18 protein-coding genes, 1 tRNA gene and 1 pseudogene are annotated in these 26335 nt (G+C 58.7%); 15 read left to right on the forward strand and 5 right to left on the reverse strand.

Annotated elements, in window-relative coordinates; all coding sequences use genetic code 11:
• The first annotated feature begins 1 nt into the window (after position 1).
• Genes BLR72_RS01805 through ugpC form a run of 3 tightly spaced genes read left to right on the forward strand, consistent with a single transcriptional unit; the run spans position 2 to position 3050 of the window.
• The gene (locus BLR72_RS01805) at positions 2 to 1012 is read left to right on the forward strand and encodes an SIS domain-containing protein (RefSeq protein WP_244506596.1); all 1011 of its coding nucleotides are present in this window, start codon (positions 2 to 4) and stop codon (positions 1010 to 1012) included.
• On the forward strand, positions 1012 to 1947 hold the full coding sequence (locus tag BLR72_RS01810; RefSeq protein WP_091944497.1) for a carbohydrate kinase family protein: 936 nt from the start codon (positions 1012 to 1014) through the stop codon (positions 1945 to 1947). The genes BLR72_RS01805 and BLR72_RS01810 overlap by 1 nt, the downstream gene beginning before the upstream one ends.
• Positions 1944 to 3050, forward strand: a complete 1107-nt coding sequence (gene ugpC / locus BLR72_RS01815) for an ABC transporter ATP-binding protein (RefSeq protein WP_091944499.1) — start codon at positions 1944 to 1946, stop codon at positions 3048 to 3050. Before BLR72_RS01810 ends, ugpC begins: the two co-directional genes overlap by 4 nt.
• Here ugpC and BLR72_RS01820 read toward each other — a convergent pair.
• Both BLR72_RS01820 and BLR72_RS01825 read right to left on the reverse strand, forming a co-directional pair.
• On the reverse strand, positions 3025 to 3453 hold the full coding sequence (locus BLR72_RS01820) for a YbaN family protein (protein WP_036815146.1): 429 nt from the start codon (positions 3451 to 3453) through the stop codon (positions 3025 to 3027). The two genes, ugpC and BLR72_RS01820, sit on opposite strands and share 26 nt — an antisense overlap.
• 74 nt (positions 3454 to 3527) lie before the next feature.
• On the reverse strand, positions 3528 to 4244 hold the full coding sequence (locus BLR72_RS01825; protein ID WP_091944502.1) for a hypothetical protein: 717 nt from the start codon (positions 4242 to 4244) through the stop codon (positions 3528 to 3530).
• Positions 4245 to 5263: 1019 nt separating this feature from the next.
• Here BLR72_RS01825 and repA point away from each other — a divergent pair.
• The 3 genes from repA (at position 5264) to repC (ending at position 8918) form a co-directional block, all read left to right on the forward strand.
• Positions 5264 to 6466, forward strand: coding sequence for a plasmid partitioning protein RepA (gene repA, locus BLR72_RS01830; RefSeq protein WP_091944506.1), 1203 nt, complete (start codon positions 5264 to 5266; stop codon positions 6464 to 6466).
• Positions 6467 to 6534: 68 nt separating this feature from the next.
• Positions 6535 to 7539 carry a plasmid partitioning protein RepB gene (gene repB, locus BLR72_RS01835; protein ID WP_091944509.1) on the forward strand — a complete coding sequence of 335 codons (1005 nt, stop codon included), beginning with the start codon at positions 6535 to 6537 and terminating at the stop codon, positions 7537 to 7539.
• 158 nt (positions 7540 to 7697) lie between these two features.
• Positions 7698 to 8918 carry a plasmid replication protein RepC gene (repC, locus tag BLR72_RS01840; RefSeq protein WP_091946467.1) on the forward strand — a complete coding sequence of 407 codons (1221 nt, stop codon included), beginning with the start codon at positions 7698 to 7700 and terminating at the stop codon, positions 8916 to 8918.
• Positions 8919 to 8943: 25 nt separating this feature from the next.
• Here the strand turns inward: repC and selD are convergent, their stop codons facing one another.
• On the reverse strand, positions 8944 to 10011 hold the full coding sequence (gene selD, locus BLR72_RS01845) for a selenide, water dikinase SelD (protein WP_091946470.1): 1068 nt from the start codon (positions 10009 to 10011) through the stop codon (positions 8944 to 8946).
• 370 nt (positions 10012 to 10381) lie between these two features.
• Between selD and fdnG the strand changes: the two genes are divergently transcribed.
• The 8 genes and pseudogenes from fdnG (at position 10382) to BLR72_RS01890 (ending at position 20066) form a co-directional block, all read left to right on the forward strand.
• Complete coding sequence (fdnG, locus tag BLR72_RS01855; RefSeq protein WP_139202482.1) at positions 10382 to 13468, forward strand: formate dehydrogenase-N subunit alpha; 3087 nt, start codon at positions 10382 to 10384, stop codon at positions 13466 to 13468.
• 11 nt (positions 13469 to 13479) lie between these two features.
• Positions 13480 to 14424: a formate dehydrogenase subunit beta gene (gene fdxH, locus BLR72_RS01860; protein WP_091944517.1), complete on the forward strand. Its 945-nt coding sequence runs from the start codon at positions 13480 to 13482 to the stop codon at positions 14422 to 14424.
• Positions 14421 to 15122 (forward strand): formate dehydrogenase subunit gamma, encoded by a 702-nt coding sequence (locus BLR72_RS01865; protein ID WP_091925208.1) that lies wholly within the window; start codon positions 14421 to 14423, stop codon positions 15120 to 15122. Before fdxH ends, BLR72_RS01865 begins: the two co-directional genes overlap by 4 nt.
• A gap of 59 nt (positions 15123 to 15181) precedes the next feature.
• The gene (gene fdhE / locus BLR72_RS01870) at positions 15182 to 16099 is read left to right on the forward strand and encodes a formate dehydrogenase accessory protein FdhE (protein ID WP_091944519.1); all 918 of its coding nucleotides are present in this window, start codon (positions 15182 to 15184) and stop codon (positions 16097 to 16099) included.
• A 9-nt stretch (positions 16100 to 16108) separates the two neighbouring features.
• Positions 16109 to 17533, forward strand: a complete 1425-nt coding sequence (gene selA / locus BLR72_RS01875) for an L-seryl-tRNA(Sec) selenium transferase (RefSeq protein ID WP_091944522.1) — start codon at positions 16109 to 16111, stop codon at positions 17531 to 17533.
• Positions 17530 to 19359: pseudogene (selB, locus tag BLR72_RS01880) on the forward strand (selenocysteine-specific translation elongation factor); the annotation flags it as partial. The gene selA and the pseudogene selB, both read left to right, overlap by 4 nt.
• Positions 19360 to 19482: 123 nt before the next feature.
• Positions 19483 to 19578: transfer RNA gene (locus tag BLR72_RS01885), tRNA-Sec, on the forward strand.
• A 26-nt stretch (positions 19579 to 19604) separates the two neighbouring features.
• Positions 19605 to 20066 (forward strand): hypothetical protein, encoded by a 462-nt coding sequence (locus BLR72_RS01890; RefSeq protein WP_091944525.1) that lies wholly within the window; start codon positions 19605 to 19607, stop codon positions 20064 to 20066.
• 10 nt (positions 20067 to 20076) lie between these two features.
• On the opposite strand, the gene BLR72_RS01895 is transcribed toward BLR72_RS01890, so the two are convergent.
• The gene (locus tag BLR72_RS01895) at positions 20077 to 23559 is read right to left on the reverse strand and encodes an autotransporter outer membrane beta-barrel domain-containing protein (RefSeq protein ID WP_139202483.1); all 3483 of its coding nucleotides are present in this window, start codon (positions 23557 to 23559) and stop codon (positions 20077 to 20079) included.
• Positions 23560 to 23928: 369 nt separating this feature from the next.
• Between BLR72_RS01895 and fae the strand changes: the two genes are divergently transcribed.
• On the forward strand, positions 23929 to 24468 hold the full coding sequence (fae, locus tag BLR72_RS01900; RefSeq protein ID WP_027233032.1) for a formaldehyde-activating enzyme: 540 nt from the start codon (positions 23929 to 23931) through the stop codon (positions 24466 to 24468).
• A gap of 360 nt (positions 24469 to 24828) precedes the next feature.
• Here the strand turns inward: fae and BLR72_RS01905 are convergent, their stop codons facing one another.
• The gene (locus BLR72_RS01905) at positions 24829 to 26283 is read right to left on the reverse strand and encodes a sensor domain-containing diguanylate cyclase (protein ID WP_091925197.1); all 1455 of its coding nucleotides are present in this window, start codon (positions 26281 to 26283) and stop codon (positions 24829 to 24831) included.
• Positions 26284 to 26335 lie beyond the last annotated feature (52 nt).

The following is a 26335-nucleotide window of genomic DNA, read 5'->3' on the forward strand; positions in this document are numbered from 1 at the left end:
CATGAACACCACCCGGCCCACCGGACTTGTCGCGATCGAATATGAAATGTCACGCCAGAATGCCGACGCCATCGCCTCTTTTGACGCCGCCTCTTCGCTTGCGGCGACGATTGCCGCATCGCTGCGCAAGAATGGTCGTCTGCTGCTGCTCGGCATGGGAGGCTCACACGCCGTCGGACGTTCGGTCGAACCATTCTATCGCGCATTGGGGATCGATGCGGTTGCTATACCGCTCTCCGAACAGCTCGGCCAGCCGCTGCCGTTGTCTGGAAAGACGGTCCTGCTCACATCGCAGTCGGGCGAAAGCGCCGAAGTGTTGCGCTGGTTCGCCGAGGTCGGCGTGCCCGCTGATACGTTCGGCTTGACGCTCGAGGGCGGCTCTACGCTCGCCCGGACTGTTCCGTCCCTCGTCGGAGCCGGCGGCACGGAAAAAGCCTTTGCGGCAACGCGCAGCCTAACGCTGAGTTTCGCCCTGCATCTCGCCATACTGAGCGCGCTCGGCGAAGATGCCGAACCGGCCCTCGCGCTGCTCCGATCCGAGCGCCAGCCCGACGTCAAGGCCGCTGTCGACGCGCTTGCAGATGTTGGTTCGGTGGTAACCTCCGCTCGCCGCCTGCAGGGCGTAGCCGAGGCGATCGCGCTTGGGCTAACCGAGCTTTCGCGAGTTCCCTGCTTTCCGCTGGAGGGAGGCCAGCTCCGGCACGGACCTATGGAAATGCTTGGACCGAAGATGGGCGTCGTATTGTTCCGTGCGCGCGATGAAACCGCAGAGTTCGTAACACGGATGGCGATTTCCGCCCTCGAGGCAGGATCACCTGTCGTCGTGTTCGACGCCTCCGGGCAAGCGCCCGTCGAAGGCGCGGTGACGGTCGACGTCGGAACCGCGAGCGACATGGCCGCCGTATTTGCACTACTGCCGGCCGGCCAGCACTTCATGCTCGGCTTTGCTAGCATGCGGGTCGAGGATGTCGGTACGCCGGTCCGTTCGAGCAAGATCACCCGGAGCGAATGATGCGCCCGCTTGCCGTCATCGGAAACGTCAATGTCGATCTGATCCTCGGGCCCGCTGATCCCTGGCCGACCCCGGGAACCGAAATCATGGTCGATTATGACGAGTTGCGTGTCGGTGGATCGGCAGGCAATGCGGCCCTTGCCTGGCAGGGCCTCGGTGTCGACTTCCAGATCGCTGCCAATATCGGCAACGACCAGTTCGGCGAATGGCTGCGCCAGGGATTTGGTGCTGTGGCCGTAAATTGGCCCGTCGCGCCCACGGGCACAACGCTTTCGGTTGGCATCACGCATCCGAACGGTGAGCGCACCTTTTTTACCACGCGGGGTCATATCGGAGCCCTCTCCTGGCAAGAGGTGGTATCGATGCTCGATACTGAAAAGCTGAAGGGTGGCATCGTCATCCTTTGCGGGGCCTTCCTGACAGATGGCCTCGTTGCCGAGTATGACCAGCTTTTCGCCTGGGCCGATGCAAATGACATTGCGCTTGCGCTCGATACCGGCTGGCCGATCGACGGATGGACGCAGGCAAATCGTGAAAAGACGCGCCGGTGGCTCTCGCGCTGCACGCTTGCGCTGTTCAACGAAGTCGAAACTACACAACTTGCCGATTGCGGTGATCCCGTTGAAGCGGCCCGGATATTGAAGGCGCTTATGCCACTCGGTGCGACCGTCGTCGTGAAGCGTGGTCCCGATGGAGCGCTAGCGATCGATCCTAACGACAGGCTCGTCTCGGTCGCGGCGCCGCTGGTTGCCGTTGCCGATACCATCGGCGCGGGTGACGTGTTCAATGCGGCTTTCATAGCAGCGCAAGCCGATGGCCAGACGCTAGAGCACAGCCTCAAATGCGGTGTGCGCATTGCTTCGACGGCCATATCCACTGTTCCTCGCCGCTACGACGGCGAGATCCTTCATTCATTCCTGGAGAATGCGCCATGAGCGCCCTTGAACTCGTCAATATCCGCAAGCGCTATGGCAGCATCGATACGCTCAAGGGAATCAACCTGTCATTGGCGAGCGGCGAATTTCTTGTGCTGCTCGGCTCGTCGGGCTGTGGCAAGTCCACGTTGCTCAACATCATTGCCGGCCTTGCGGAGGCGACGGAAGGTGATGTACGCATCGGTGATCGTTCGGTGACGGGCGTTCATCCCAAGGACCGCGACATCGCGATGGTGTTCCAGTCCTATGCCCTCTATCCCAATCTTTCTGTCGCTCGCAATATCGGCTTCGGCCTTGAAATGCGCAGAGTACCGGCTGCCGAACGGGCAAAGGCGGTCGAAAAGACCGCGAAGATGCTGCAAATCGAGAACCTTTTGGGCCGCAGGCCATCGGAGCTTTCCGGCGGCCAGCGACAGCGTGTCGCCATTGGCCGGGCGCTTGTGCGTGATCCGAAGATTTTCCTGTTCGATGAGCCCTTGTCCAATCTCGACGCGAAGCTGCGAATGGAGACGCGTACCGAACTGAAGCGCCTGCATCAGATGCTCGGTACCACGATTGTCTATGTGACGCATGATCAGATCGAGGCGATGACGCTCGCCACGCGCATCGCCGTCATGCGCGACGGCCACATTGAACAGCTGGCGTCGCCCGACGAGATCTACAATCGTCCGGCCACACGCTACGTCGCAAGTTTTGTCGGTTCGCCGCCCATGAACATGCTCGACGCGACGCTGGTGGACGACGTTGCTCAGATTGCCGGTTCACAAACGGTAATCCCCCTCCCCTCCTCCTTGCGAAGCCAGGCCGCGCGCAAGGTGATCGTAGGCATCCGCCCGGAGAATCTCAGCCTCGCATTGAGCGACCCAAGCAAGCTCACTATCGAAGCCAAAGTCGAAGTGGTGGAATTGACCGGACCTGAACTCGTGGTCACCTCATCCGTGGGCAACCAGCGTCTCACCGCGAGCCTGCCGCCACGTTCGCAGGTGACGATCGGCTCGCTACAGCGCTTCAGCATCGATGCCGATGAACTTCATGTCTTCGATGCGGTGACCGAAAAGCGGATCGACGCCCAGCAAACTACGCTGCAACACTCGGTCGGCTGACGACATAGGCCGCGCAAGCGATGAAGAACAGCGCAACGATGCCGCCAAGCAGCGGCGACGGTCGGGCAAAATAGAAGAACATGGCATAGCCCAAAGCCATGCCGCCGCAGGCGAGAAGTTTTACTCGCTTCGGTATCGCGCCATGTTCGCGCCAGTGCACCAGGGTCGGGCCGAAGACCGGATGCTCCAAAAGCCATTTTTCAAAGCGTGGGGAAGAACGGCTGAAGCACCATGCAGCAAGAATGAGGAATATGGTGGTGGGCATGACAGGCAGAAGCGCGCCTATGAATCCGAGCGCCACCATCAGCCAGCCGAGTAAGAAATAGACTGTCCGCTTTGTTCGGTTCATTCCTGCGCTCCACACCAGTGGAGACTGTTTACATCGTCGTGGGTTAAATGTCAGCGATCCGGATAGATTTGCCGCGGTAAGACTGCCCGGGGCTTACCCGGGCAATCGAGACTTCACGTGATGCAAGACTACTCGGCCTTCAGCCGTGTATTGCATGCGCTCCAATATTGCGGCCATGTCTTGCCACCCGTCTTGTTGCTCGCCTTGGCCTGCTGCCACTGCTCGCCACAAGCGCTGATCCGCTGACGGAAAGCGACCTGGCCGGGGGTCAGCGGCTTTCCATCCGCTGTCGTTGCAGCGGCGGCTGTCTTGGTCGTGGTCTTGGTGGCTGCCGGTGTCGGCTCCGGAGGCGTCGATGCATCGGAATTGTCGGATTTCAAGCTTTCGCTGCAGGACGAGAGAAACTGGTTCCACGTCTGGCCCTTCAGCGTACCGGCCGATTTTGCCGACTGGTATTGCGTGCTGCACTCCTTGGTGATCGCCTTGGCGGACATTCCGCCCGCCGCTGCAGTCTCGGTGGCCTTGGCGGGTTTGGCGGCCGCAGTATCCTTGGACTGCTTTGTCGTGGCCGTGTCCTTCGTCGCCTTCTTCGTCGGCGTCGTGGCGGCGGGCGCCGCAGCATCAGTTGCTCCCGCGTCTTTCAGCTTCGCGCTGCAATCTGAAAGGAACTGGGGCCACTTCTGGCCGTTCAGGGTGCCGGCCTCCTTGGCGGCATTATACTGCGTGCTGCATTGTTTGGTGACGGATTGCGCCGCGGTGGCGGCGGAAGCCGGGAGCGTGAGAAAGATCAGCCCTGCGCCGGCAATGACCGTCGCGGCGACTGTAGTGATACGAAATTGAATCATAACGTGAGTTCCCTTGCGATCGTGTCCGCGGTTCCCCCGAGAACGCACCATGCGTTTCGGCTGGCCTGCACTGCAAGATGACCCCGCACCATTGAATAGCCCGCCGAAAAACGGCGGACATCCCGGGTCATCGCTTGATGATTGCACTTTGATTGTGGCCAAAAATGTCTGACGTCCAATGAGTGCTCAGGTGAAATATGCATCATGCTCAAATAGACCTGCCCAACCAGACTCGTGATCAATGGCATCCCCATGCCAGCATCGCTCTTTCGACACGCGAATGCAAGAAATGCATAGACCGCCGCCGTGCCAATCCACCCGCACCTGACCGAAATGGGTATCACCGCATAGGCGCGTTGTACCAATGGCGAAATATCATTCTATCGTCTGCCGGGCGTAACATCCTGCAGGGCGGATGGGGCGTGCCGATGGTCGTATTGGGGCTGTTGCATTGCCCAGCGACCGAATCCCAAAGCCGACGATAGTCACTGTCGCCTTTGGATTTTTGGAAGTCATCCCAATCTGACTGCAACTCGTGCAGTGTGGTTGTTATGAGTAGTCGTGCAAGCGTAACGCGTTGATAAATCGTTAACTATAACGATGAACGGAAGTTAAACTGGAGCTAATTTCTGTTCGGCAGGCTCTGGAGGGGAACGGAGCTTGGGAGGCCGAGTAGCCCGGCACATCGCCGGGCTACTACGGCTCTTGGCGATTTGCCTAGGATGCCACTCCCATCAATGGCCGTCAACGTGATCGCGATAGTACCTGCCCGGCCGCGGTTTGTATGCGCGAAGGCTTCTTTAGCATCGTAACAAATAGTCCGCCGTCTAAACGGTGAGAAACCTGTTACCTATCAACGGATAAGCGCTGGAAACCTCGCCAAGGCAGACGGTATCAGTCGGCCGCATCGTTAACCAGTTGTTAACAGTAAAGTTCTTGCTGTCTTAAGCGAATCGGACATAATGACGGCATTCGGACGGTTTTAATGGAAATGCCGTCATTTGAGGCCCGGGTCGACGATGAACATCGCAACAACAGCAAAAAAAGCTTCCTTTGATGACACGATTCTCGCGCAAGGTCGCGAGATTTCGCGGAAGCTCAATATGCTTCGCATGGAAACATTTCCCCCGAATGCCCGCAAAACGTTGCGCCAGTTTTCTCTCGCCGAGGCCGCATATTTTCTTGGCGTTTCGACAAGCAATTTGAAAAAGCTTCATCTCGAAGGCAAGGGTGTCGAACCGACGATTCATACCGGCGGCCGCAGGAGCTACTCAGCCGAACAGATCATGCAGCTGCGCCATTGGCTCGATCGCAACGGCCGCGCCGATGTCAAGAAATATGTGCCGCATCGCCGCGGCGATGAGAAGCTGCAGGTTATCGGCGTCGTTAATTTCAAGGGTGGATCCGGCAAGACGACGACTGCCGCCCACCTCGCCCAACATATGGCGTTGACCGGACATCGTGTCCTTGCCCTCGATCTTGATCCGCAAGCGTCACTTTCCGCGCTCTACGGCATCCAGCCGGAGCTCGACCAAAACCCCTCCATCTACGAGGCGATCCGCTACGACGATGCGCGCAAGCCCATTACAGACGTGATCCTGTCGACCAATATTCCTGGCCTTGACGTCGTTCCCGCGTCGCTGGAATTGCAGGAATATGAGTACGACACGCCGCTCGCCATGCAGAGTAAGAACTCGATTGCCGGCAAGACCTTCTGGAACCGCATCGAAAATGCGCTGAAGGAAGTTGATGGACGCTACGACGTCGTCATCATCGATTGCCCGCCACAGCTCGGCTATCTGACGCTCACGGCGCTCGCCGCCGCGACGGCGGTATTGATTACGGTTCATCCGCAGATGCTGGACCTGATGTCGATGTCGCAATTCCTGTTGATGCTCGGCGATATCCTCAAGACCGTCGGGGCTGCCGGCGGCGATGTCGATCTCGACTGGTTCCGCTATCTGATCACACGCTACGAGCCGACTGACATTCCGCAAACGCAGATGATGGGCTTCATGCAGTCCATGCTGGCGCCGCAGATGCTGAAGCACCAGATGCTCAAATCGACGGCCATATCGGATGCGGGCCTTACCAAGCAGACACTCTACGAAGTGGAGAAGTCGGCAATGAACCGGCACACTTATGATCGGGCGATGGAATCTATGGAAGCGGTCAATTCGGAAATCCGCGAACTCATCCACGAGGCGTGGGGACGAAGGTAGACGGCAGGCTAAATACGGAATTCAGTCAATGAATTCATCACATTGACGCAATTTCGGGGAAATTGATTATGGCGCGTAAGAACATCTTTGAAAGCATCATGCACGGCGAACCCGATGTGGCGGCCGATGCTGAGCCAAGCGGCGGCTTCCGCAAGTTCGGCGCCGCGAAATCGATGTCGTCATCGATCGATGAACTGGCGCGCCAGGCCTCGAAGCTGGTTGACGGGGAAACGGTCGTCGATCTCGACCCGAACTTGCTGGACGCTTCGTTCGTTACCGACCGGATGCCGGAAAGTGACGACGAAGAGTATCGCGAATTGTTGGACGCGGTCAGGGAGAGGGGGCAGAACAGCCCTATTCTCGTCAGGCCCCACCCGAAAAGCGATGGACGGTATATGATTGTCTTCGGGCATCGACGAGCAAGGGTTGCGAAGGAACTCGGGCGTCCGGTCCGGGCTGTGGTTAAGCCCCTCGCCGATCTCGACCATGTGATCAGCCAGGGACAGGAAAATTCCGCGCGCGCCAATCTGAGCTTTATCGAACGCGTGCAGTTTGCTGATCGCCTTGAGAAGCTCGGCTATGCGCGAGACGCCATACAGTCGGCGCTGTCAATCGACTATCAGACGCTTTCGAAGATGCTGACCATTCCAAAGGCCATCCCGGAAGCAATCATTGCAGCAATCGGCCCCGCCAAGGGAATAGGCCGCGACCGCTGGCTTGAGATGCGCAAGCTGGTCGAAAACCCCAGGCACGGTTCGCAGGCTGTGCAATTCGTTGAAAGCGCGGAATTTGCTGCGGCGAAATCGGCAGATCGCTTCGACCAACTCTTCGAGTTCCTCAGGGGCGCCGGATCCAGAAGGCCGGTACGCAAGGCCATCGGAGGAAGCGCCGGATCGGTTTGGACGCCTGACGACAAATCGGTGAAGGTTGCGACAAAGCTTTCCGGCAAGACGTTCTCGATTGCCTTGAACGAAAAGAATGCCAGGGAATTTGGTGTGTTCATCACCAATAACCTTGATCAGCTCTATGAAGCGTTCAAGGAATCGAAAAAAGTGACTGAAACAGGAGATTAGACCCCGCAAAAGAAAAAGGCCCCCAAACGACCCGGTCGTGGAAGCCTCTCTCAAAGTTCTAGCAGACTGAGAATCGCATTTCCACGAATCACTGTCAAGAGTCCCCGACGTCGTTTTGACGAGCAGATTTCTTTTGCCTTTCGAAAAGGGCAATGAGGATGAATGGAAATCTGATAACGACGCCCTTTGGGCGGCGGTCGATGTCGCTTGCGCATCTTCGGGCACAGACCCGGGCGCAAGAAATTGAGCCGGGAAAGTCTGCCGACAAGTGGCAGGTCTACCGCTGGCTCTGTGAAGGCAAGGAAGAGGTTGGGATCAGCGACAGATCGCTCGCTGTGCTCAACGCCTTGTTGTCGTTTTTGCCGGACAATGAACTTTCCGAAGAAAACGGCACCATTGTCTTTCCATCGAATGTTCAGCTTTCGATGCGTGCGCATGGCATGGCCAACGCCACGCTCCGCCGGCATCTTGCTGCGCTAATCGAATGTGGTCTGATCACCCGCAAAGACAGCCCCAACGGCAAACGCTATTCGCGCAAGGGCAGGGGAGGGGAGATCACCGAGGCTTTCGGGTTCTCGCTTGCGCCGCTCCTGGCGCGTGCAGAGGAGCTCCAGGCGGCCGCTGAGCGCGTGCGCGCCGAACGCCATGCCCTGAAGCTCGTCAGGGAGCGCATCACGCTTCACAGGCGGGACATCGCAAAGCTCATCGAAATGGCGATTGCCGAAGCCATCTCTGGCGATTGGCAACAGTTGTGGACGCGATTTCGCAGCATTGTCGATGCTATCCCGCGCCAAGCGGAAAGGGAAACACTTCAGGAGATCTTGGCGGACCTCGCTGCTTTGCACGATGAGGTGGCTATCGCCTTGGAAAATAAGCTCAATGAAGAAAATATGAGCTGCAATGAGTCCCGCGATGAACCGCAGCAACAGAATTCAAAACCCGACTCCATAACTGAATTTGAACCTGGCTCAAGAAACAGCCAAGGGGCTGAAACTGCGCCACAACAGGAAACAACGGAACACGTCACCCAGACCTATCCAGTTGGGTTCGTGCTTAAGGCTTGCCCGGAAATGAACGACTATGCGCCTGGCGGCATTGCGAACTGGCGTGATCTGATGGCGACAGCGGCACAAGTGCGCGGTTATCTTGGAATTTCTCCCTCGGCCTACGCGGATGCGCTCGATGCTCTCGGCCAGGAGCGCGCCGCAATCGTCATTGCCTGCATCCTCCAGAGGGCTGAACAGATCAATTCGGCCGGCGGCTATCTTCGGGCGCTGACCGAGAAGGCGAGGGCAGGGGCGTTCTCGGTTGGACCCATGCTGATGGCGTGCCTGCGCTCGACGGGATCGCATCTACGGGTGGTCGGTGATGACGGATGAGCCGGGGTCCAGCGGGGCGAAGCGGCTAGACAACATGCACTCCCGCAGATGTTCCAGGGTCTACGCCGGATACGGTGCCTATAATCCGTGCGGCGGGATAATCGGCATCAATGATCGCCTCGAGGAGATCTTTGGCTCGCTCGGGACGGCAGGCAATCAGCAATCCGCCCGACGTTTGCGGATCAGTCAGCAGCTGCCTTTGCCAAATGGGAAATTCCGGCGGAAGGACAACCGCTTCGCCATAACTTGCCCAGTTGCGGTGCGAGGCGCCAGTCACAAAGCCCTGTTGGGAAAGGTCGGCTGCCTGCGTAAAGTAGGATATGTCGTCCGCGCGCAGGAGGATCGCCACATTCGAGCCTCGAGCCATCTCAAGGGCATGACCGAGGAGCCCAAATCCCGTCACATCCGTTATTGCGTGCACGTCACTATCGCGAGAAAGTTCGGCGCCCACGCGATTGAGGAGCGTCGTCGACGCGATGAGCTCACCATAGGCTTCGTCGGGCAGCGCGCCCTTCTTGAACGCTGCCGCATAAATGCCGACTCCGAGAGCTTTCGTCAGTATCAAGGCGTCGCCGGGTTTCGCGCCACTATTGCGGCGGATATTGGCAACCGGGCATGTGCCGATAACGGCCAGTCCGTAGATTGGCTCCGGCGAGTCGATAGAGTGTCCACCGGCGACCGGAATACCTGCATCCGCACAGACAGTGCTGCCGCCGCGCAGGATTTCACGCACCAGCTCGGCCGGCATCTTGTCGATCGGCATGCCCAGGATTGCGAGCGCCATGATCGGTTTTCCGCCCATGGCATAAACGTCAGAGATGGCATTCGTTGCGGCAATCCGGCCGAAATCGAAAGCGTCGTCGACCATAGGCATGAAGAAGTCCGTCGTTGCGATTACGCAAGTCTCGTCATCCAGCTGCCAAACCGCAGCATCGTCGCCGGTTTCCGTTCCCACAAGGAGTTGCGCAAAGGGTCCCGCAATTGGCTGGTCTGCAAGCAGTTGCTGCAGCACCGACGGTGCGAGCTTGCAGCCGCAGCCGCCCCCATGTGCAAGCGACGTCAGGCGGAGCGGCACAGCGGTTCGATCATCCATGGCAGCCTTCTTGCACGTTGAAAGTACAGCAGGTGGCGACATTCTTGTCCATTTTGCGCAGGACGTCAAAGGTGCGCCACGGTTATCTTATTGCTGCACTGCAATGACAGGTCGCAGGGGAGTAAAAGCTTCCGCATGACAAGTAATCGCGGTGTTCGAAGTGATTTTGGCGGAAGTACATAGGACGTTCGTACAACCCAATTAATCATGATTGTTATACTCATATTATAGGGCATCTTATTGGTTTGACAATTGAACTTCATCAGGTAGCATTTTGTTCGGAACGCTCGCGCGTTCCAAGTTGCCGAGCACTTGAAGTTTCCGGCATGCCGTGTTGGTAGGGCCGGCCCATTAAGGGAGGTGACATGCCATGAACATGGAACTCTCGCGGCGCCAGTTTCTTGCGGCGGCCGGCGCGGGTGTGGCGGGGTCAGCGCTGGGAGCCTTCGGCTTCGGCGAGGTGGAAGTCGCCCACGCCAAGGCCATCCGCGATTTCAAATTGGTGAACACGACCGAGACCCGGAACACCTGCCCGTATTGCTCCGTTGCATGCGGCATCATCATGTATTCCAAGGGTGACCTGAAGAAGGGCGAGAGCGCCGAAATCGTTCACATCGAGGGCGACACCGATCATCCGACGAACCGTGGCACGCTTTGCCCCAAGGGCGCGGCGCTGCTCAATTTCGTTAAGGCCGAGACGCGGCTGAAGTATCCGATGATCCGCAAGCCCGGTTCGGATAAATTTGAGAAAGTGTCCTGGGATGATGCCCTCGATCGGATCGCGCGCCTGCTGAAGGACGATCGCGACAAGAACTTCATTCAAAGGAACAATGACGGCGTCACGGTCAATCGCTGGACGACGACCGGGTTCCTCGCCGCCTCCGCAACGACGAATGAAACGGCTTGGGCGACCTACAAGGTCGTGCGCAGCGCCGGAATGCTGGTATTCGATAACCAGGCACGTGTCTGACACGGCCCAACGGTGTCCAGTTTGGGCCCAACATTTGGCCGTGGTGCAATGACCAACTCCTGGACCGACATCAAGAACACGGATCTTGTTGTCATCATGGGAGGCAATGCCGCCGAAGCGCATCCTTGCGGCTTCAAATGGGTCACGGAGGCCAAGGCCAACCGCGGCGCGAAGTTGATCGTCGTCGATCCGCGATTTACGCGCTCTGCATCCGTCGCTGATTTTTATGCGCCGATCCGCCAGGGGACAGATATCGCATTTCTCCTTGGGGTGATGAACTACTGCATCCAGAACGACAAGGTGCAATGGGACTACGTCAAGGCGTTCACCAACGCGACGTACATCGTCAAGGACGGCTTTGAATATAAGGACGGTCTTTTTACCGGTTATATCGAAGCCAAGCGCGACTACGACAAGTCCACTTGGGAATATGTCATCGGTGATGACGGCTACGCCGTGGTTGACGACACGCTGACCAACCCGCGCTGCGTATGGAACCTCCTGAAGGCGCACGTTTCCGTCTACGTACCTGAACTGGTTGAGCGTATCTGCGGCACCCCGAAGGACAAGTTCCTGAAGGTAGCCGAGATGATCTCGGAAATGTCGTCGCCCACCAAGACGATGACTTCCATGTACGCGCTTGGCTGGACGCAGCATTCGAAAGGCTCGCAGAACATCCGCTCCATGGCGATGTTGCAACTCATCCTCGGCAATATTGGCGTGCGCGGCGGCGGCATGAATGCGCTACGCGGGCACTCCAACATCCAGGGACTGACCGATGTCGGGCTGATGTCGAACCTGCTTCCGGGTTACATGACGCTGCCGACGGAAAAGGAAGTGGACTTCGCCACCTATATGTCGACGCGGGGCTTCAAACCGCTTCGGCCGAACCAGATGAGCTACTGGCAGAACTACAAGAAGTTCTTCGTCAGCTTCTTAAAGTCGATGTGGGGAGCGGCGGCGACGCCGGAAAACCACTTCGCCTATGACTGGCTGCCAAAGCTCGACGTCCCCGGCTACGATGTCCTGCGGGCATTCGAACTCATGAACCAGGGCAAGATGACCGGCTATATCTGCCAGGGTTTCAACCCGCTGCTGGCAGTGCCGAACAGGAAAAAGCTCACGGACTCGCTGTCCAAGCTGAAGTTCCTCGTGACCATGGATCCATTGGACACGGAGACATCGCGGTTCTGGGAAAATCACGGCGACTTCAACGACGTAGAAACCGCACAAATCCAGACCGAGGTCATCCAGCTGCCTTCGACCTGCTTTGCAGAAGACGAGGGGTCACTGACCAATTCCGGCAGGTGGCTGCAATGGCACTGGCCGGGGGGAACGCCGCCCGGAGAGGCCAAGACCGACGTATGGATCATGGCGCAGATATATTCGCGTCTAAAGGAACTCTATCGCCAGGAAGGCGGGGCGTTCCCGGACCCGATCGTCAATCTCGATTGGTCCTATGCGGATCCCGGCGATCCGACTGCGGAAGAACTCGCCAAGGAGATGAACGGCAGGACTTCGGCCACACTTTACGATCCAACGGATCCATCCAAGGTGGTCGTGGAAGCCGGCAAATTATTGCCGAGTTTTGCGGCCCTAAAGGACGATGGTTCGACATCTTCCGGATGCTGGATCTATTCCGGTTGCTTCAACGAAAACGGGAATAATATGGCCCGGCGCGATACGTCGGACCCGGACGAGACGGGTGCCTATCTCAAATGGGCATTCGCATGGCCGGTCAATCGCCGCATCCTTTACAACCGGGCTTCGGCCGATCTGAACGGCAAGGCCTGGGATCCGAGCCGGAAGCTGATTGAATGGGACGGCCAGAAATGGGCCGGATACGATGTTCCGGACATTGCGCCGACGGCCAAGCCTTCGGAGGTCGGACCGTTCATCATGAATGCGGAAGGAGTATCGCGGCTTTTTGCCCGTGGCATGTTACGCGACGGACCATTCCCTGCCCACTACGAACCGTTCGAGTCGCCCCTGGCGAACATCGTCGCACCGAATGTGCGCGGCAATCCCGTTGCCCGCGTTTTCAAGGGCGATTTCGCGCAGTTCGCCGAACCAGCTTCGGAGGAATTTCCCTATGCGGCGACCTCTTATCGTCTCACCGAGCATTTCCACTACTGGACCAAGCATGTCTGGGTGAACGCGGTGCTCCAACCCGAGTTCTTCGTCGAGATATCGGAAGAACTCGCCAAGGAGAAAGGCATCACCAAGGGCGGCTGGGTGCGGGTCTGGTCGAAGCGCGGATCGGTTCGGGCGAAAGCTGTCGTTACCAAGCGCATAAAACCGCTGATATGCGATGGTAAGCCGGTTCACGTGGTCGGGATACCGCTGCATTGGGGTTTCATGGGAGCGGCCAAGAAGGGCTTTGGACCGAATTCGCTGACGCCCTTCGTCGGTGACGCCAATATAGAGACGCCGGAGTTCAAGGCGTTCCTCGTCAATATCGAGCCCATCGCCGGGCCGGTGGCATAGGAGACGGCAACATGTTCCCGCCTGTACCAAACCCTACGACCCGGCCCGAGCCTGCAAGATTTGGCGAGCAGGACCTGATCCGCCGCTCCGCATCCAATGTTACCCCACCGGCACAGCGCCAGACCGAGGTGGCAAAGCTTATCGACGTGTCGAAGTGCATTGGCTGCAAGGCATGCCAGTCGGCGTGTATCGAGTGGAACGACACGCACCCACCGGTTGGCGAAAATGTGGGTGTCTATGACAACCCGCATGATCTCACCCCCGATATGTTCACCCTCATGCGCTTTACCGAGTGGGAGAATCCCGAGACCAACAATCTCGAATGGCTTATCCGCAAGGATGGCTGCATGCATTGCGAGGATCCGGGGTGTCTGAAGGCCTGCCCAGCTCCCGGCGCCATTGTCCAATACTCGAATGGCATTGTGGATTTCATCCACGAGAACTGCATCGGTTGCGGCTATTGCGTGAAAGGATGCCCCTTCAATATTCCTCGCATCTCTCCGGTCACCCATGTTGCCTATAAATGCACATTGTGTTCCGACCGCGTGGCGGTGGGGCAGGGACCTGCCTGCGCCAAGGCCTGCCCGACGCAAGCGATCGTGTTCGGTACCAAGGAGGAAATGAAGCAGCATGCCGAGGGCCGCATCACCGACCTGAAGTCACGCGGCTTCGATAATGCCGGGCTCTACGACCCGCAAGGCGTCGGCGGCACGCACGTGATGTATGTTCTTCATCATGCGGACAAGCCCGAAATCTATGCGGGCCTGCCGAACAATCCAAGAATAAGTCCGCTCGTGGATGCTTGGAAAGGCGTTACGCGATATGCCGGATTTGCCGTCATGGGTGTCGCAGCCATCGCCGGATTCATGCACTACCTCGTCTCCGGTCCCAACCGCGTCTCGAACGAAGATGAAGAGCAGGCGGAGAAGCTGGTGGGGGAGGAGCGGCGCCGATGAGTACGCAGTACGACGTGGAAAAGGGCGACAGCGTTCATTCCGGCAAGCCCGTCACAGTCGATCGCTATACTGCCGGCGCGCGTGTCAACCACTGGATCACGGCCGTCAGTCTCGTGCTCCTCGCACTCTCGGGCTTGGCGCTGTTCCATCCTGACCTGTTCTTCCTGACGGGCCTCTTTGGCGGCGGACCGCTTACCCGGATTATCCATCCGTGGATCGGCGTTGTCCTTTTCTTCAGCTTCTTTGGCCTTTTCCTCCGCTTCTGGCGCGCCAATCTGTGGAAGCGCGAAGACGGCACCTGGCTGGCCCGTATTCGTGATGTGCTTACGGCTCATGAAGACCGTCTGCCCGAGGTCGGCAAGTACAATGCCGGGCAGAAATTCGTCTTCTGGTCGATGTCATTGCTGATCATCGTGCTCATCACGACCGGGATCATAATATGGGACCAGTATTTCTTCGATTTGACCACGATCGAGCAGAAGCGGTGGGCTGTACTGATCCATTCCATGGCGGCGATTGTGGCGATCAGCGTCTGGATTATTCATGTCTACGCAGCGATCTGGGTGCGTGGTACGATACGCGCAATGACCCGCGGTTCCGTTACCGGCGGCTGGGCATGGCGTCACCATCGCAAATGGCTACGAGAGCTGGTGGCGAAATCGCCCAAGGACAAATCGGGAAGTACGCCCGCCGAATAAGCGGGTATGGTAGAAGTTTCATCGGTCCACGTGGCCCGGCGGGTTCGTGAGGGAGCAGCATGAACACCAAGAGTGCGGTTGAGCCGGATCCAACGGCAATCGGAGATATCTCGTCACCGCCCTTTGTCCGACTGCCCGATCCGGGTTCGATCTTTTCCACAAGGGCAGCACGGCTGCGGCAATTGGCTGAAACAAGCCAAGTTTCACCGTACCTCAGGTTCGTTGAGGGACTTGCGCGGGCCCAACACGAAATCCAAGTTGGTTTGCCGGCTCCCGGTGGACCAGACGCGACGGCCGTTGCGCGTGCCCGCGAATTCGCAATGCCCCTGATCGACCGGAGCAGGATCGAGGATGAGCCGACACTGGACGATATCTTCGATCGCCTGTTTGCGGCTGTTGCGCCGATTGAAAAGCCCGCCGCGGCGGCTGACGCTCTATCCCGCGTGACCGCCGCCAGTGTCCAGGATCGCAGGGCCATGGCCAGAACGGTTTTCTCCAGCGCGTTGCCGGCAGATGCAATTGCCGAGCACATCTATATCTGGGCGGCCCTGCAGGTGCATTTTGCCCGGCTCGCCTCGGCTCTGGACGCAAAGATGCTCGCGCCGATAGCCGACGGCATCTGTCCAACATGCGGAGGTTTGCCGGTGGCATCGATGGTCGTCGGCTGGCCCGGCTCCCATGGCGCACGCTTTTGCTGCTGTTCCATGTGTGGCACGTTGTGGAACTACGTCCGCATCAAATGCGTGTTGTGCGGTTCGACCAAGGGCATTGGCTATCAGGAAATCGACGGACATGGCGGCACGATCAAGGCCGAGACCTGTGACGAGTGCCAGGGCTGGATGAAAATCCTCTATCAGGACAAGGCACCGGATACCGAGTCGGTCGCAGATGACGTTGCCAGTCTCGGCCTTGACCTCCTGATGCGAGCGGGACCCTATCGGCGCGGCGGCTTCTCGCCGCTGCTCGCCGGGTTGTGAGGATGTGCGATGGACACCAATTCCAGTCTCCGCGCTCTACCCTCTGTCGATCAGCTACTGCGGTCTGAATTGGCGGTGGCTGCCATAGAGCGCTTCGGACGGCCGGCAGTGACCGAGGTTCTCCGCGACACCGTCGCCGACCTGCGCCGGAAAGTTCTTCAAGGCCACCCTATCCAGGCGTCGGAAATTATTCTCGACAATCTTGTCGCAAGCCTTGAGGAGCGCCAGCGCACCACGCTACGCCCGCTCTATAATCTGACCGGTACGGTGCTGCACACGAACCTTGGCCGCGCGCTTCTGGCTGAGACCGCAATTGACGCTGCGGTGGCGGCAATGCGCTCGGCCGTTTCCCTTGAGTATGATCTTGACAGCGGCAAGCGCGGCGAACGCGACGATCATTTGCGTGCCCTGATCTGCGAACTGACCGGCGCTGAAAATGCGACCGTCGTCAACAACAATGCGGCGGCTGTCCTGCTCGTGCTCAACAGTCTGGCGGCGGGCAAGGAGGCCATCGTTTCCCGCGGCGAACTCATAGAAATAGGTGGCGCCTTTCGCATGCCCGACATCATGGCGCGTGCGGGCGCCAGGCTGGTGGAGGTCGGCACCACAAACCGGACACACAAAAGCGATTATGCAAATGCTTTGGGACCTGACGCAGGACTGATCCTGAAGGTCCACACCTCAAACTACCGCATCGAAGGCTTTACGAAAGAAGTAAAGCCGCAGGAATTGAAGGATATCGCGCACAAAGGCGCCGTCCCGCTGGTCCACGATCTCGGGTCCGGCACATTGACGGATCTCACGCGCTTCGGACTGGCGCACGAACCGACGGTGCGAGAGGCGATTGATGAAGGTGCGGACATTGTCACCTTTTCGGGCGACAAGCTGCTCGGCGGACCGCAGGCGGGATTCATCGTCGGACGCAAGGACCTTATCCAGGCGATCAACAAGAACCCGATGAAACGGGCGCTCAGAGTCGACAAGATCCGCATGGCCGCACTCGAAGCGACGCTGAAGCTCTATCGCGATCCCGAACGACTGAGCCAGCGTCTTCCTACTATGCGGCTCCTCAGCCGCTCCCGCGAAGAGATCGGTGCGCAGGCGCAAAGATTGGCTCCAATCGTCGCGAAGGCCGTGCAAGGTGCGTTCAATGTCGCCGTCGTCGACTGTGCCAGTCAAATCGGATCGGGCGCCTTGCCGCTGGCCACGGTGCCAAGCGCTGGTCTCGCCTTGACGGTTATCGATGGCGGCGGCAGGGCGCTTGAGGAACTGTCCGCCGCTCTTCGGCGCCTGCCCGTCCCGGTCATTGGCCATATCGAGCGCGGGTCCCTGGTTCTTGACCTGCGGTGCCTCGAAGATGAGGCAGCATTTGCTGCCAATATCGCAGGCCTCGATATGAGAGCGGGGCAGGCCGGAGGAAACAGCCAATCATGATCGTTGGTACTGCGGGGCATATCGATCACGGCAAGACTTCGCTTGTCAAAGCTCTGACCCACGTCGATACCGACCGGCTGAAGGAAGAAAAAGCACGCGGCATATCGATCGATCTTGGTTTCGCCTACTTGCCAGTGGAGGCCGAAACCATCGGTTTCATCGACGTTCCAGGCCATGAGAAGTTCATCCACACCATGCTCGCCGGTGCGAGCGGCATCGACTTCGTGCTGCTCGTCGTCGCTGCAGATGATGGGATTATGCCGCAATCGCGGGAGCACCTTGCCATTATCGACCTCTTTGGTGTCGAGCACGGGGTCGTCGCGCTGACGAAGGCCGACCTTGTGCCAGAGGAGAGGCTTGTCGAAGTCGAGACCGAACTACGCAACGAGCTTGTCGCAACGGCGCTTCGCGACGCGCCAATTCTGAGCATTTCCACAGTAACTGGAAAAGGCATTGACCAACTGCGCGACCACATTGTGGAAGCAGCACGCCAGTTTGCAAGGCGCGAAGCCGATGGCCGCTTTCGTCTCGCTGTCGACCGTTCATTCACGCTGCAAGGCACGGGAACTGTCGTGGCGGGCACGGTCTTGTCGGGAAGGGTCGCGGTGGAAGATCATGTGATCGTCAGCCCCTCAGGGATCGCGGCACGTGTACGCTCCATCCATGCGCAGAGCCGGCCGAGCAGGGAAGGCAAAGCCGGCGACCGTTGCGCCCTTAATCTCGCCGGCGAGGCCGTTTCAAAGTCCGCGATCAACCGCGGCGACATGATACTGGACCCGAGCTTGCACGAATCGACAAACAGGATCGACGGAACTTTGCGCGTCCTTGGTTCCGAGCCCAAGCCGATCGGGCACTGGTTTCCAGTCCGGCTCCACCATGCCTCGACAGAAGTTGGTGCACGCGTCGTGCCGCTTGGCGATGCTCCGATCGCACCCGGTACCGCAGCAAATGTGCAGATCGTACTCGACCAGCCGATCGCGGCAGCAGCAGGTGACCGCTATATCGTCCGGGACACGTCGGCCCGGCGCACAGTGGGCGGGGGCCGCTTTCTCGATCTGCGGGCACCCGCCCGCAAGCGTCGCACACCCGAACGAATGGCACAGCTCGAGGCTCACCTGCTCGCTGATCCGGCCAAAGCCGTGGAGGCCTTGCTTGAGACCGCGCCCTATAACCTCGACCTTACCGCCTTCGCCCGGGACAGAGCCCTCGCAGCAACTAAAACCGAGGAGCTGGCCCACGCGTTAGGCGCGATTTTGCTCCCCGCTGCACCTGATATGATTGCGATTTCGGCTTCGCGCTGGGCTTTATTTCGTCAGGATCTGTTGGACCGGCTTGACGTCTTCCATGTCGACAATCCCGATCTTCTTGGCATTGGTGTCGAGCGGCTGCGCACCCAGCTCGAGCCGCGATTGCCGGTCGCGGCGTTTCGATCGGCTCTACACAGGCTTGCCGGGGCAGGGGAGATTGTAATCGATGGGGCGTGGGTACGGCGCGCCGGTCATGCGGTGACGATGGGCCCTGCCGACGAACATTTTTGGCGGAACATCGAGCCATTGCTCGATGGCGCAGAACGGTTTCGTCCTCCACGCGTGCGCGATGTCGCGACCGCGCTCGCCGTTCCGGAACCCGAGGTGCGCCGCCTCCTGAAACTCGCGAGCCGGATGGGCAAGACACATGAAATCGCGCACGATCATTTCTTCCTGCGTGGGTCGGTAGCAGACATGGTTGCCATTATTGCCGGACTTAGCGCGGAAGGGGAAAAGGGATGGTTTACCGCGGCCGAGTTCCGCGATCAGGTTGAAAATGGCCGCAAGGTTGCCATTCAGATCCTGGATTTCTTCGATCGTCACAGTGTGACCGTGCGTCGCGGAGATCTGCGCCGCATCAATCGAGACCGGCTGGATCTCTTTGGTGTTTCTGCGAAAGTAACCAGCGACAAGCTGGCGTCAGGAGGAGATGCGTCCCCGGTGGGGCGTCCGGACTTCAAATCCGGGAGGGGCCGAGAGACGGTCTTTGGTGGGTTCGACTCCCACTCTCTTCCGCCAACGATCAGGCGGTCGGAGCCGCCGCGATGAAATACCTGGAAGCGCTGCAAGAAAGGGCCGAGTCCGCACAGGCAGTCGAAACCCTTTACCGGCACGAGGCTGCGGCTCGCATAGCATCTCTCGAGCAGGAAAGGGCATTTGCATTTCGCCGGCTTAATTTGATGCGAACGCTCGCGGCTGCAATGCGACCACAAGCTGGCGATGGCGAGTGGCAGCATGATAACGAGATCGCAGTTGCGCGTGCAATTGCTGCCTTGCTGGCCAAACTCGGCTGGTCATCGGACAGCGACGCGCGCGATGCGATGCTGGATAATTTCACACCTGTGATTGTCGCACTCCACCGGGCAGAATTGATTGGATCCGGCACGGTCGAAGAGGTCGGGGAGGCGCTTGCGCGCTTCGAAGCATGGTACGCCGCGACCTTCAGCGTTTCGTTCTGGATGCTGTTCGAAAATCCTATTCCCGACACGCCGCGTGTCGATTTCTAGAAATCGCGGCCTACCATTTGACGCGGAAACCCGCAGTTCCATTAAAGGCGTAGCTGTCGCCGAAACTCTCGAGGCTGGTATTGGCTGAAACCTCGCCATAGACGGAATACTTGTCGTCGTTCCAGTTATAGCTGCCACCGATCCCGATCCCTCCCCAAAACCGCTCGGGTCGCGTCTCGAATTTGACGCCGGAGACGTTCACGGAAGATCCGTCAAGGAATTCGTAATAGAGGTTGGCAATGCCGTAGACGTGGCTGCGGCTGGTCTTGCCCGCCTTGTCTTGCCAGCTCTGCTCGCGGTCGGCCGAGATGCCCAGCCGGCCGCGCAGGCTGTCGCCCGTGCCGAGCGAAACGTCAGCGCCGAAAGGATCGGTGAAGCCGTCGAAATCGACATTGGCGTAAATCAGCTGCGCCTGTGGCGTAATCGTCCAGTTCCCGCTCAAGTCGATCTTTTTGCCGGCCTCAACCGACAGGGCATAGCCGAAACCGTCATTGCCATCTGTAAGCGAGCGATTGGCGGCATCGGATGTGAGATCGCTATCGAACCAGGTCAGCGATGCTTGCCCATCCACATAAACACCGTTTTGCCCGAGCCATGTCAGCGTGCCGCCAAAACCGTAACCGTCGGTATCGATGCCGCCGTCGCCGAATATGGAGGTTACGTCACTCGAAGCCTGCCCGTAATGGACTGTAATGCCGCCGATGAGCCGGCTGCCGTCTTGCGCTTCATACAGCAGACCGTCGAGCCCGGCTTGAAGCCGCCACATATCGATGTCGTAGTCGCTGCCGCTGGTGCTGATCGCCGGCTCGATATGACTGTGCAAGCCCTCGATGCGGGTCCATACGCCGTTGCCTTCGAGCACGCTTGGCGGAGCGAGCGGCTGGTCCCAATAGCGGTTGCCGACCCGCTGCTGCATCGTCGGCATGCCCATGAGCGCCAGCAGCGCCTGCGGATATGCTTCGTAGATCGGCACGCCCGCCTGGAACAGGGGCTCAGGTGGATTGGGGGGTATTGGACCGGGTAGTATCAATTGCGAGCGGAGATACCAGTTGCCATCGGTGAAATCTGCGCCGACGCCGCCAAATTTAAGCGTATAGGCATATGCCCCGCCCACGACTGCCTGCTCGCCCTGCGTAGTCACATAGTCGCCTGCAAGCGAGAATGCACCTGGATCCGATGCCGCCTTGTTGCGCACCTCGACAAGCCCGATACCGTTGCCCGGTGTCAGGACGCCGCTGCCCCCGACATTGGTCACGCCGATTGTCGTCGCTCCTGTGCCGAGCCGGGTGCCATCGACGACCAGCATGTCGGAGTAGGAGTTGGTCTGACCGGCAACAGGTATGCCGCCATTCAGCACCGTATTGACGAGCAACCTTCCGCCGTTGGAAACATAAAGTCCGCTGCCCGGAGCGCCTCCGGCCGTTGGCTTGCCGGTGATGACAAGGCTGTTGCCGACAACGGGTAGGGCGTTGCCGACGGCGGGATTGCGCAGGTCGATGGTACCGGCATTGGCGAAGGTTTCGAGGTTGACAAGCTGGCCCTGAACGACCCCTTCGCGGTTGAGATCGTAAAAGGTGGATTCAAGCGGGCGGCTATCCGCGCCTGTCGTCGGCACGTAGTAGCCGGTCGCATCGGTTATTGCCGCGCCGGTGACGGGCAGGAGTCGCACCACGCCTGCCGAGTCGTTGACGAACTGGTCGTTGCCCGCACCAAAGTCGGAGATGGCAACGGCCTTCGTATCGCGGATGCCGTCACCATCCGTATCGGCAAAATTGCGGATGTCAAAGGAGTTGGGCGTCAGGTTCTGGAAAGTGTCGTTTCCCGAGCCAAGCGTCACATAACCCGTTATCGTGCCGTTGTTGACGATGTTAACGTCGCCCGGAAAGCCTGGCTGAAGATAAAGATCGGCCGCGGCGACGGCTCGATCGGAAAGTGCGCCAATAGTGCCGCTATTGTTCAGCGCTGCCGTCCCGGAGGTTGCGCCCAGGATAACGCCGCTCGCAGGCATCTGATAAATCGGTCCCGCGCCATCCGCGGAAGATTGCCAACCGCCGGCCACCGCTCCGGGAACGCTGACGGTGACTGAGCCCCCGGTCGCCCTGATGCCGACGCCGAATTCGCCGGTCGTCACGACATTCGAGGCAGAGACATCGACCGCACCCGTGGCGGAATTGGCCCATATGCCGTGGGATTCGCTGCCATGGGTCGTAATGGGTGCGGCGCTGAGGACAGTAACCGGCCCACCAATACCTGACGCCGGATCGTCTGGACCGTCGCCAGGAAAAGAAACACCCGGAGAGGGCAGTGGGAGGCTAGGGCGCGGCTGGCTGCCGCTGTCAGCCAGGATGCCAAAGGATCTGTCGCCATTGGTGGTGATGGGCCCGCTGCTTTGAACGGTGGAAGCGCCGCTCCCTGACTGCGCGACAATTCCCATGCCGCGGCCGCCATCCGTGGTGATGCCTGCGCCGGTATAGATCACCGTGACCGGAACGTCGGTATAAGCAGTCGCGCGAATGCCGATCGGATTGCGCGAGCGTTCGCCGGCGTCCCCGGCTACTGAACCGGTGTTGTCGATGGTCGAGGCGATCTCTCCTCGTACCACCTGGCCGCCGGCAGCGCTGCCGCCGCGGGCTGTCAACGAAATGGCTGCATGCGGGTTGCCGTTTTCATCACCGCTCAGGGAAATCGACGTCCCGGGATCAGTGATCACCGTCGCCGAGCCATCGCCATAGGAGAGGGCATTGATACCGAATGCACGTGAGCCGGTGAGGCCGATATCGCTGGTCTCGCCGGTATTGTCGAGACGGTAGCGGACAGAGGCACTGCCGCTACCGCTGCCGGTCGTGTCGGCCTCGGCAATGATTCCAAAGAGAAGTTGTGAATTCGTTGGTACGTTGCCAATGATATCGCCGCTGGCGTCGATCGAAACATTGCCGCTGCCACCCGCCGAACGGACACTTATGCCAGCCGCGTCGCCACCCACCACATGAATACCGGACCCGCGATAAATTACCGAGAGGTTGGCAGGGCTCGGTGTTAAATTGTTGAGGAAGATCCCGCGGATATCCGTCTGGCCCTGAGCATCGACATCTCCTGTGACGTCAATGGTAAGATCACCAAACGCCGTGGCGTTCTGATTATTCTGAAGCAGGGAAACGCCATAGACATTCTCCTGCCCTTCGGCCTCGAATATGCCGCTCAGCCTCATTGAAATCGGGCCGCTGACTGGACCGCTCACACCATCGGTGTTGATCTCGACGCCCCTGACAGGATTTGTCAGCACGAGAAGCCCGTCGCCAGTCAAGATCATCCCGGCGTTTGACGTGGAGTACACGATCCCCGTCGTATAAGTTCCCGGTGCGCAGGTGACAGTCGGCACTGTTCCGCTCGTATTGGCTTGACCGCATTCATTATCCGCAAGCGCAACGCCGGGTAAGGAAGACGCGACAAGAGCGGGCACGACAATCATTGCCACTTGATAAGTGAGCTTCACGCTCCACGCGCCACACAATGCTGTGCAGTGCCGTGATAGACTGTACTCGCGCGTACGCCTGACATCACGCGAACGGTTGGCTATGATTCTCTCCTTTGAAGAACGCAGCCGGTTTGCTGATAATGCTCCAACCACAATGCAGTGTCAAAATTTTCTAGGATAGGTTGATTGCAGTTGTCGCTGGGATGGTATGACAGCCGACAGGAAGGGCCTAAGCCCGAAATGTCGCTCCCTTGTTGGCTGCCGTTTTTAATGCACAAGCGAAAATTTGAATTTGGAGCGGACTATGTAATTCCGTCGGTTGGTTTTTCAACTTTACCGGTCAAGAAGTGGCAGATAGGGTCGTGCCGCAATTGGCAAGGAGGATACATGTCTGAGATTTGGTTTCGCACGGGTGAAGCAACGGTTCTTGCTGCGGAGGGCCAGGCAACGGATGCCATGCCCGAAATCGTGATTGGATCGGTGCGCGGCCCCGTTGGCCACGCGTTCGCCTCGATGATGGGTCAGGTCAAGGGACACACGCGCATGTTCGTGGTCCGCGACCTCAACCAGGCGGTACGTCCCGCCACCATGATGACGAGCAAGGTTACAATCAAGAATATGGCCTATGCCGAACTTCTGGGCGGCGTCGTGCAGGCGGCGATGGGCGATGCAATCGTCGATTGCCTGTCGGAAGGAATTCTTCCCAGGGACGAGGCCGACGACCTGTGCATGATCATCACGGTCTGGCTCGATCCGCGTTGTGTCGATGACGAGAACCTCGATCGCAAGGATTTATATCGCACCAATTATGAGGCGACGAAACTCGCAATTTCCCGCGCCATGACCGGCAGGCCAACGGTGGACGAGCTCATCGCAAATCGCAAGACCATCAAGCACTACGCTCTTGACGGCGTGATCGACTACTGAGTCGCTGAGACGGCACTTCCAAAAAACAAAACGCGCTCCGGAGAGCGCGTTGTAGATGGGCGTTAGCCTGTCGTTTTCTAAGTTGTTGTCGGCCTGTATTCATTTACCCGCAGTGCTAAGCCCATATTCTAACTCGAATAAATATAGAATTTCGACCTATGCCCCCCACTGCTGTCCGCTCATTCCTTGCATGGTGGATGCTTCTTATTGTTTGTCCTATGCATCGAATTCACGATCACAGGTTGACGCTATGTTACGCAGCGTTACAGGAGCGTGACTCGAATGCGTTCAAAGCGGTTTTTCCCAGAAATCTGCATAGTTAATTGTAATTAATCTCCCGCATAGCCCCTCGGACGCGGACTAGTTCGCGGCTTGTCCGGCCTTCTTGCCCGATGAGTAGTGCGCGCGTTTATCCTCGTACATCAGAAGGTCAGCGCGCTTGGCGACCAATTCCATCTTTTCGCCGATATTGCTGGTCGCCCAGCCGATGGACATGTCGAGTGGAATATTCGAATAATACTGATTGTTGATTTCGACCAGACTGCGGATCTCCTCGACAAGGCTTGCTGCACCCAATTCGTCAATGGCGGGCATCAGCACGGCAAATTCGTCGCCGCCGATGCGGGCCGCATAGCAGGGGGCTCTGACAGCCTCGTTGAGCACCTCTCCCACCCGGCGCAGCATGCTGTCGCCGGCGGCGTGGCCCCACTGGTCGTTGATGACCTTGAGCCCGTTAAGATCGAGAATGATGATCGAGACCGGGTGGAATTCGCGCCGTTCCAGCCTGTTGAGTTCATCGACGTAAAAGGCGCGATTGTAGAGTTTCGTCAGGACGTCGTGCTTGCCGAGATATTCGAGATAGGCCTCGGCCTTCTTGCGCGCGGTGATGTCGGTAAGCGATATCTGCACAAGCGCCCAGTCGTCTTCGTGGCCGGGCAAGACCGAGAACTGCAGCAATACGTGACGCTCTGTACCGTCCAGCGCGTAGTTGACAGTCTCCCGCTGGTGGAACAGGTTGCCGTTCCAAAGATCGATCAGTTGCTCCCTGAAATGCGCATTCATCTCGTCCTTGAAAACGTCGTTGATGCGGCGCAGCAGCGTCATCTTGTCGGGTGCGAGAAACAGCTTCAACGTCTCGCGATTGATGTCGACGACCCGTATCTCGCTCATGCACTGGCGGACGAATTCGGGGTGCACGTCGGTGAAAACGCGAAAATCGGTAATGCCCTTGTCGCGCACTTCGTCGAGGAGGCGCTTGATGCGGCTGAAGTCCTCGACCCATAGGGATACCGGCGAATGTTCGAAGAGCCCCTCGGCGTAGCGCTTGCTCTCCACCTGCTTGCGCCGAGCATCTTCGCGTTCGGTTACATCCTCGATCGAAAGTAAGACCTGGCTCCAGCTGTCTTCGTAACCGGGCAGTACCGTACCGCGCAACTGGATGTCGAGACGCCGCCCGGACAGCGTATAGTTGACGGTGGCGCTGGAAAACTCGGTCTCGCCTTCCCAAAGCGCCGAAAGTTCCTGGACGTGCGATTGCAGCATGTCGCCGCGAAAGATGGAGCCGAGATTCTGGGTGAGATGCTCCAGGTCCTCTGCCTCAAACAGCGTCAGGGTCTTCCTGTTGACTTTGATAACCTTGATCAGGCTCGAGCACTGCTTGATGCGGTTTTCATTTTCCGTGAGGTAGGCCCTGATATCGGTGACGCCAGACGCCCGCCACGTTTCAAAGAGAGACCGAACCTCGCTGAAGTCCTCGAGCCATAGTGAGATCGGTGCAAGGTCAAATGTTTCGGCGTGATGAGCCTGATCGTGCATATCGTTTTCGAACTTTCAAAGTCGGGGCCACGCTCCTTTAAGCTGTGGCCCT

This window comes from Phyllobacterium sp. YR620 (assembly GCF_900104165.1).
Taxonomy (GTDB): domain Bacteria; phylum Pseudomonadota; class Alphaproteobacteria; order Rhizobiales; family Rhizobiaceae; genus Phyllobacterium; species Phyllobacterium pellucidum.

Bases quoted from the DNA above. Each gene is read 5' to 3' on its own strand.
- BLR72_RS01805 (WP_244506596.1), top strand. From the start codon at position 2: ATGAACACCACCCGGCCCACCGGACTTGTCGCGATCGAATATGAAATG.
- BLR72_RS01810 (WP_091944497.1), top strand. From the start codon at position 1,012: ATGCGCCCGCTTGCCGTCATCGGAAACGTCAATGTCGATCTGATCCTC.
- ugpC (WP_091944499.1), top strand. From the start codon at position 1,944: ATGAGCGCCCTTGAACTCGTCAATATCCGCAAGCGCTATGGCAGCATC.
- BLR72_RS01825 (WP_091944502.1), bottom strand. From the start codon at position 4,244: ATGATTCAATTTCGTATCACTACAGTCGCCGCGACGGTCATTGCCGGC.
- repA (WP_091944506.1), top strand. From the start codon at position 5,264: ATGAACATCGCAACAACAGCAAAAAAAGCTTCCTTTGATGACACGATT.
- repB (WP_091944509.1), top strand. From the start codon at position 6,535: ATGGCGCGTAAGAACATCTTTGAAAGCATCATGCACGGCGAACCCGAT.
- repC (WP_091946467.1), top strand. From the start codon at position 7,698: ATGAATGGAAATCTGATAACGACGCCCTTTGGGCGGCGGTCGATGTCG.
- selD (WP_091946470.1), bottom strand. From the start codon at position 10,011: ATGGATGATCGAACCGCTGTGCCGCTCCGCCTGACGTCGCTTGCACAT.
- fdxH (WP_091944517.1), top strand. From the start codon at position 13,480: ATGTTCCCGCCTGTACCAAACCCTACGACCCGGCCCGAGCCTGCAAGA.
- BLR72_RS01865 (WP_091925208.1), top strand. From the start codon at position 14,421: ATGAGTACGCAGTACGACGTGGAAAAGGGCGACAGCGTTCATTCCGGC.
- fdhE (WP_091944519.1), top strand. From the start codon at position 15,182: ATGAACACCAAGAGTGCGGTTGAGCCGGATCCAACGGCAATCGGAGAT.
- selA (WP_091944522.1), top strand. From the start codon at position 16,109: ATGGACACCAATTCCAGTCTCCGCGCTCTACCCTCTGTCGATCAGCTA.
- BLR72_RS01890 (WP_091944525.1), top strand. From the start codon at position 19,605: ATGAAATACCTGGAAGCGCTGCAAGAAAGGGCCGAGTCCGCACAGGCA.
- fae (WP_027233032.1), top strand. From the start codon at position 23,929: ATGTCTGAGATTTGGTTTCGCACGGGTGAAGCAACGGTTCTTGCTGCG.
- BLR72_RS01905 (WP_091925197.1), bottom strand. From the start codon at position 26,283: ATGCACGATCAGGCTCATCACGCCGAAACATTTGACCTTGCACCGATC.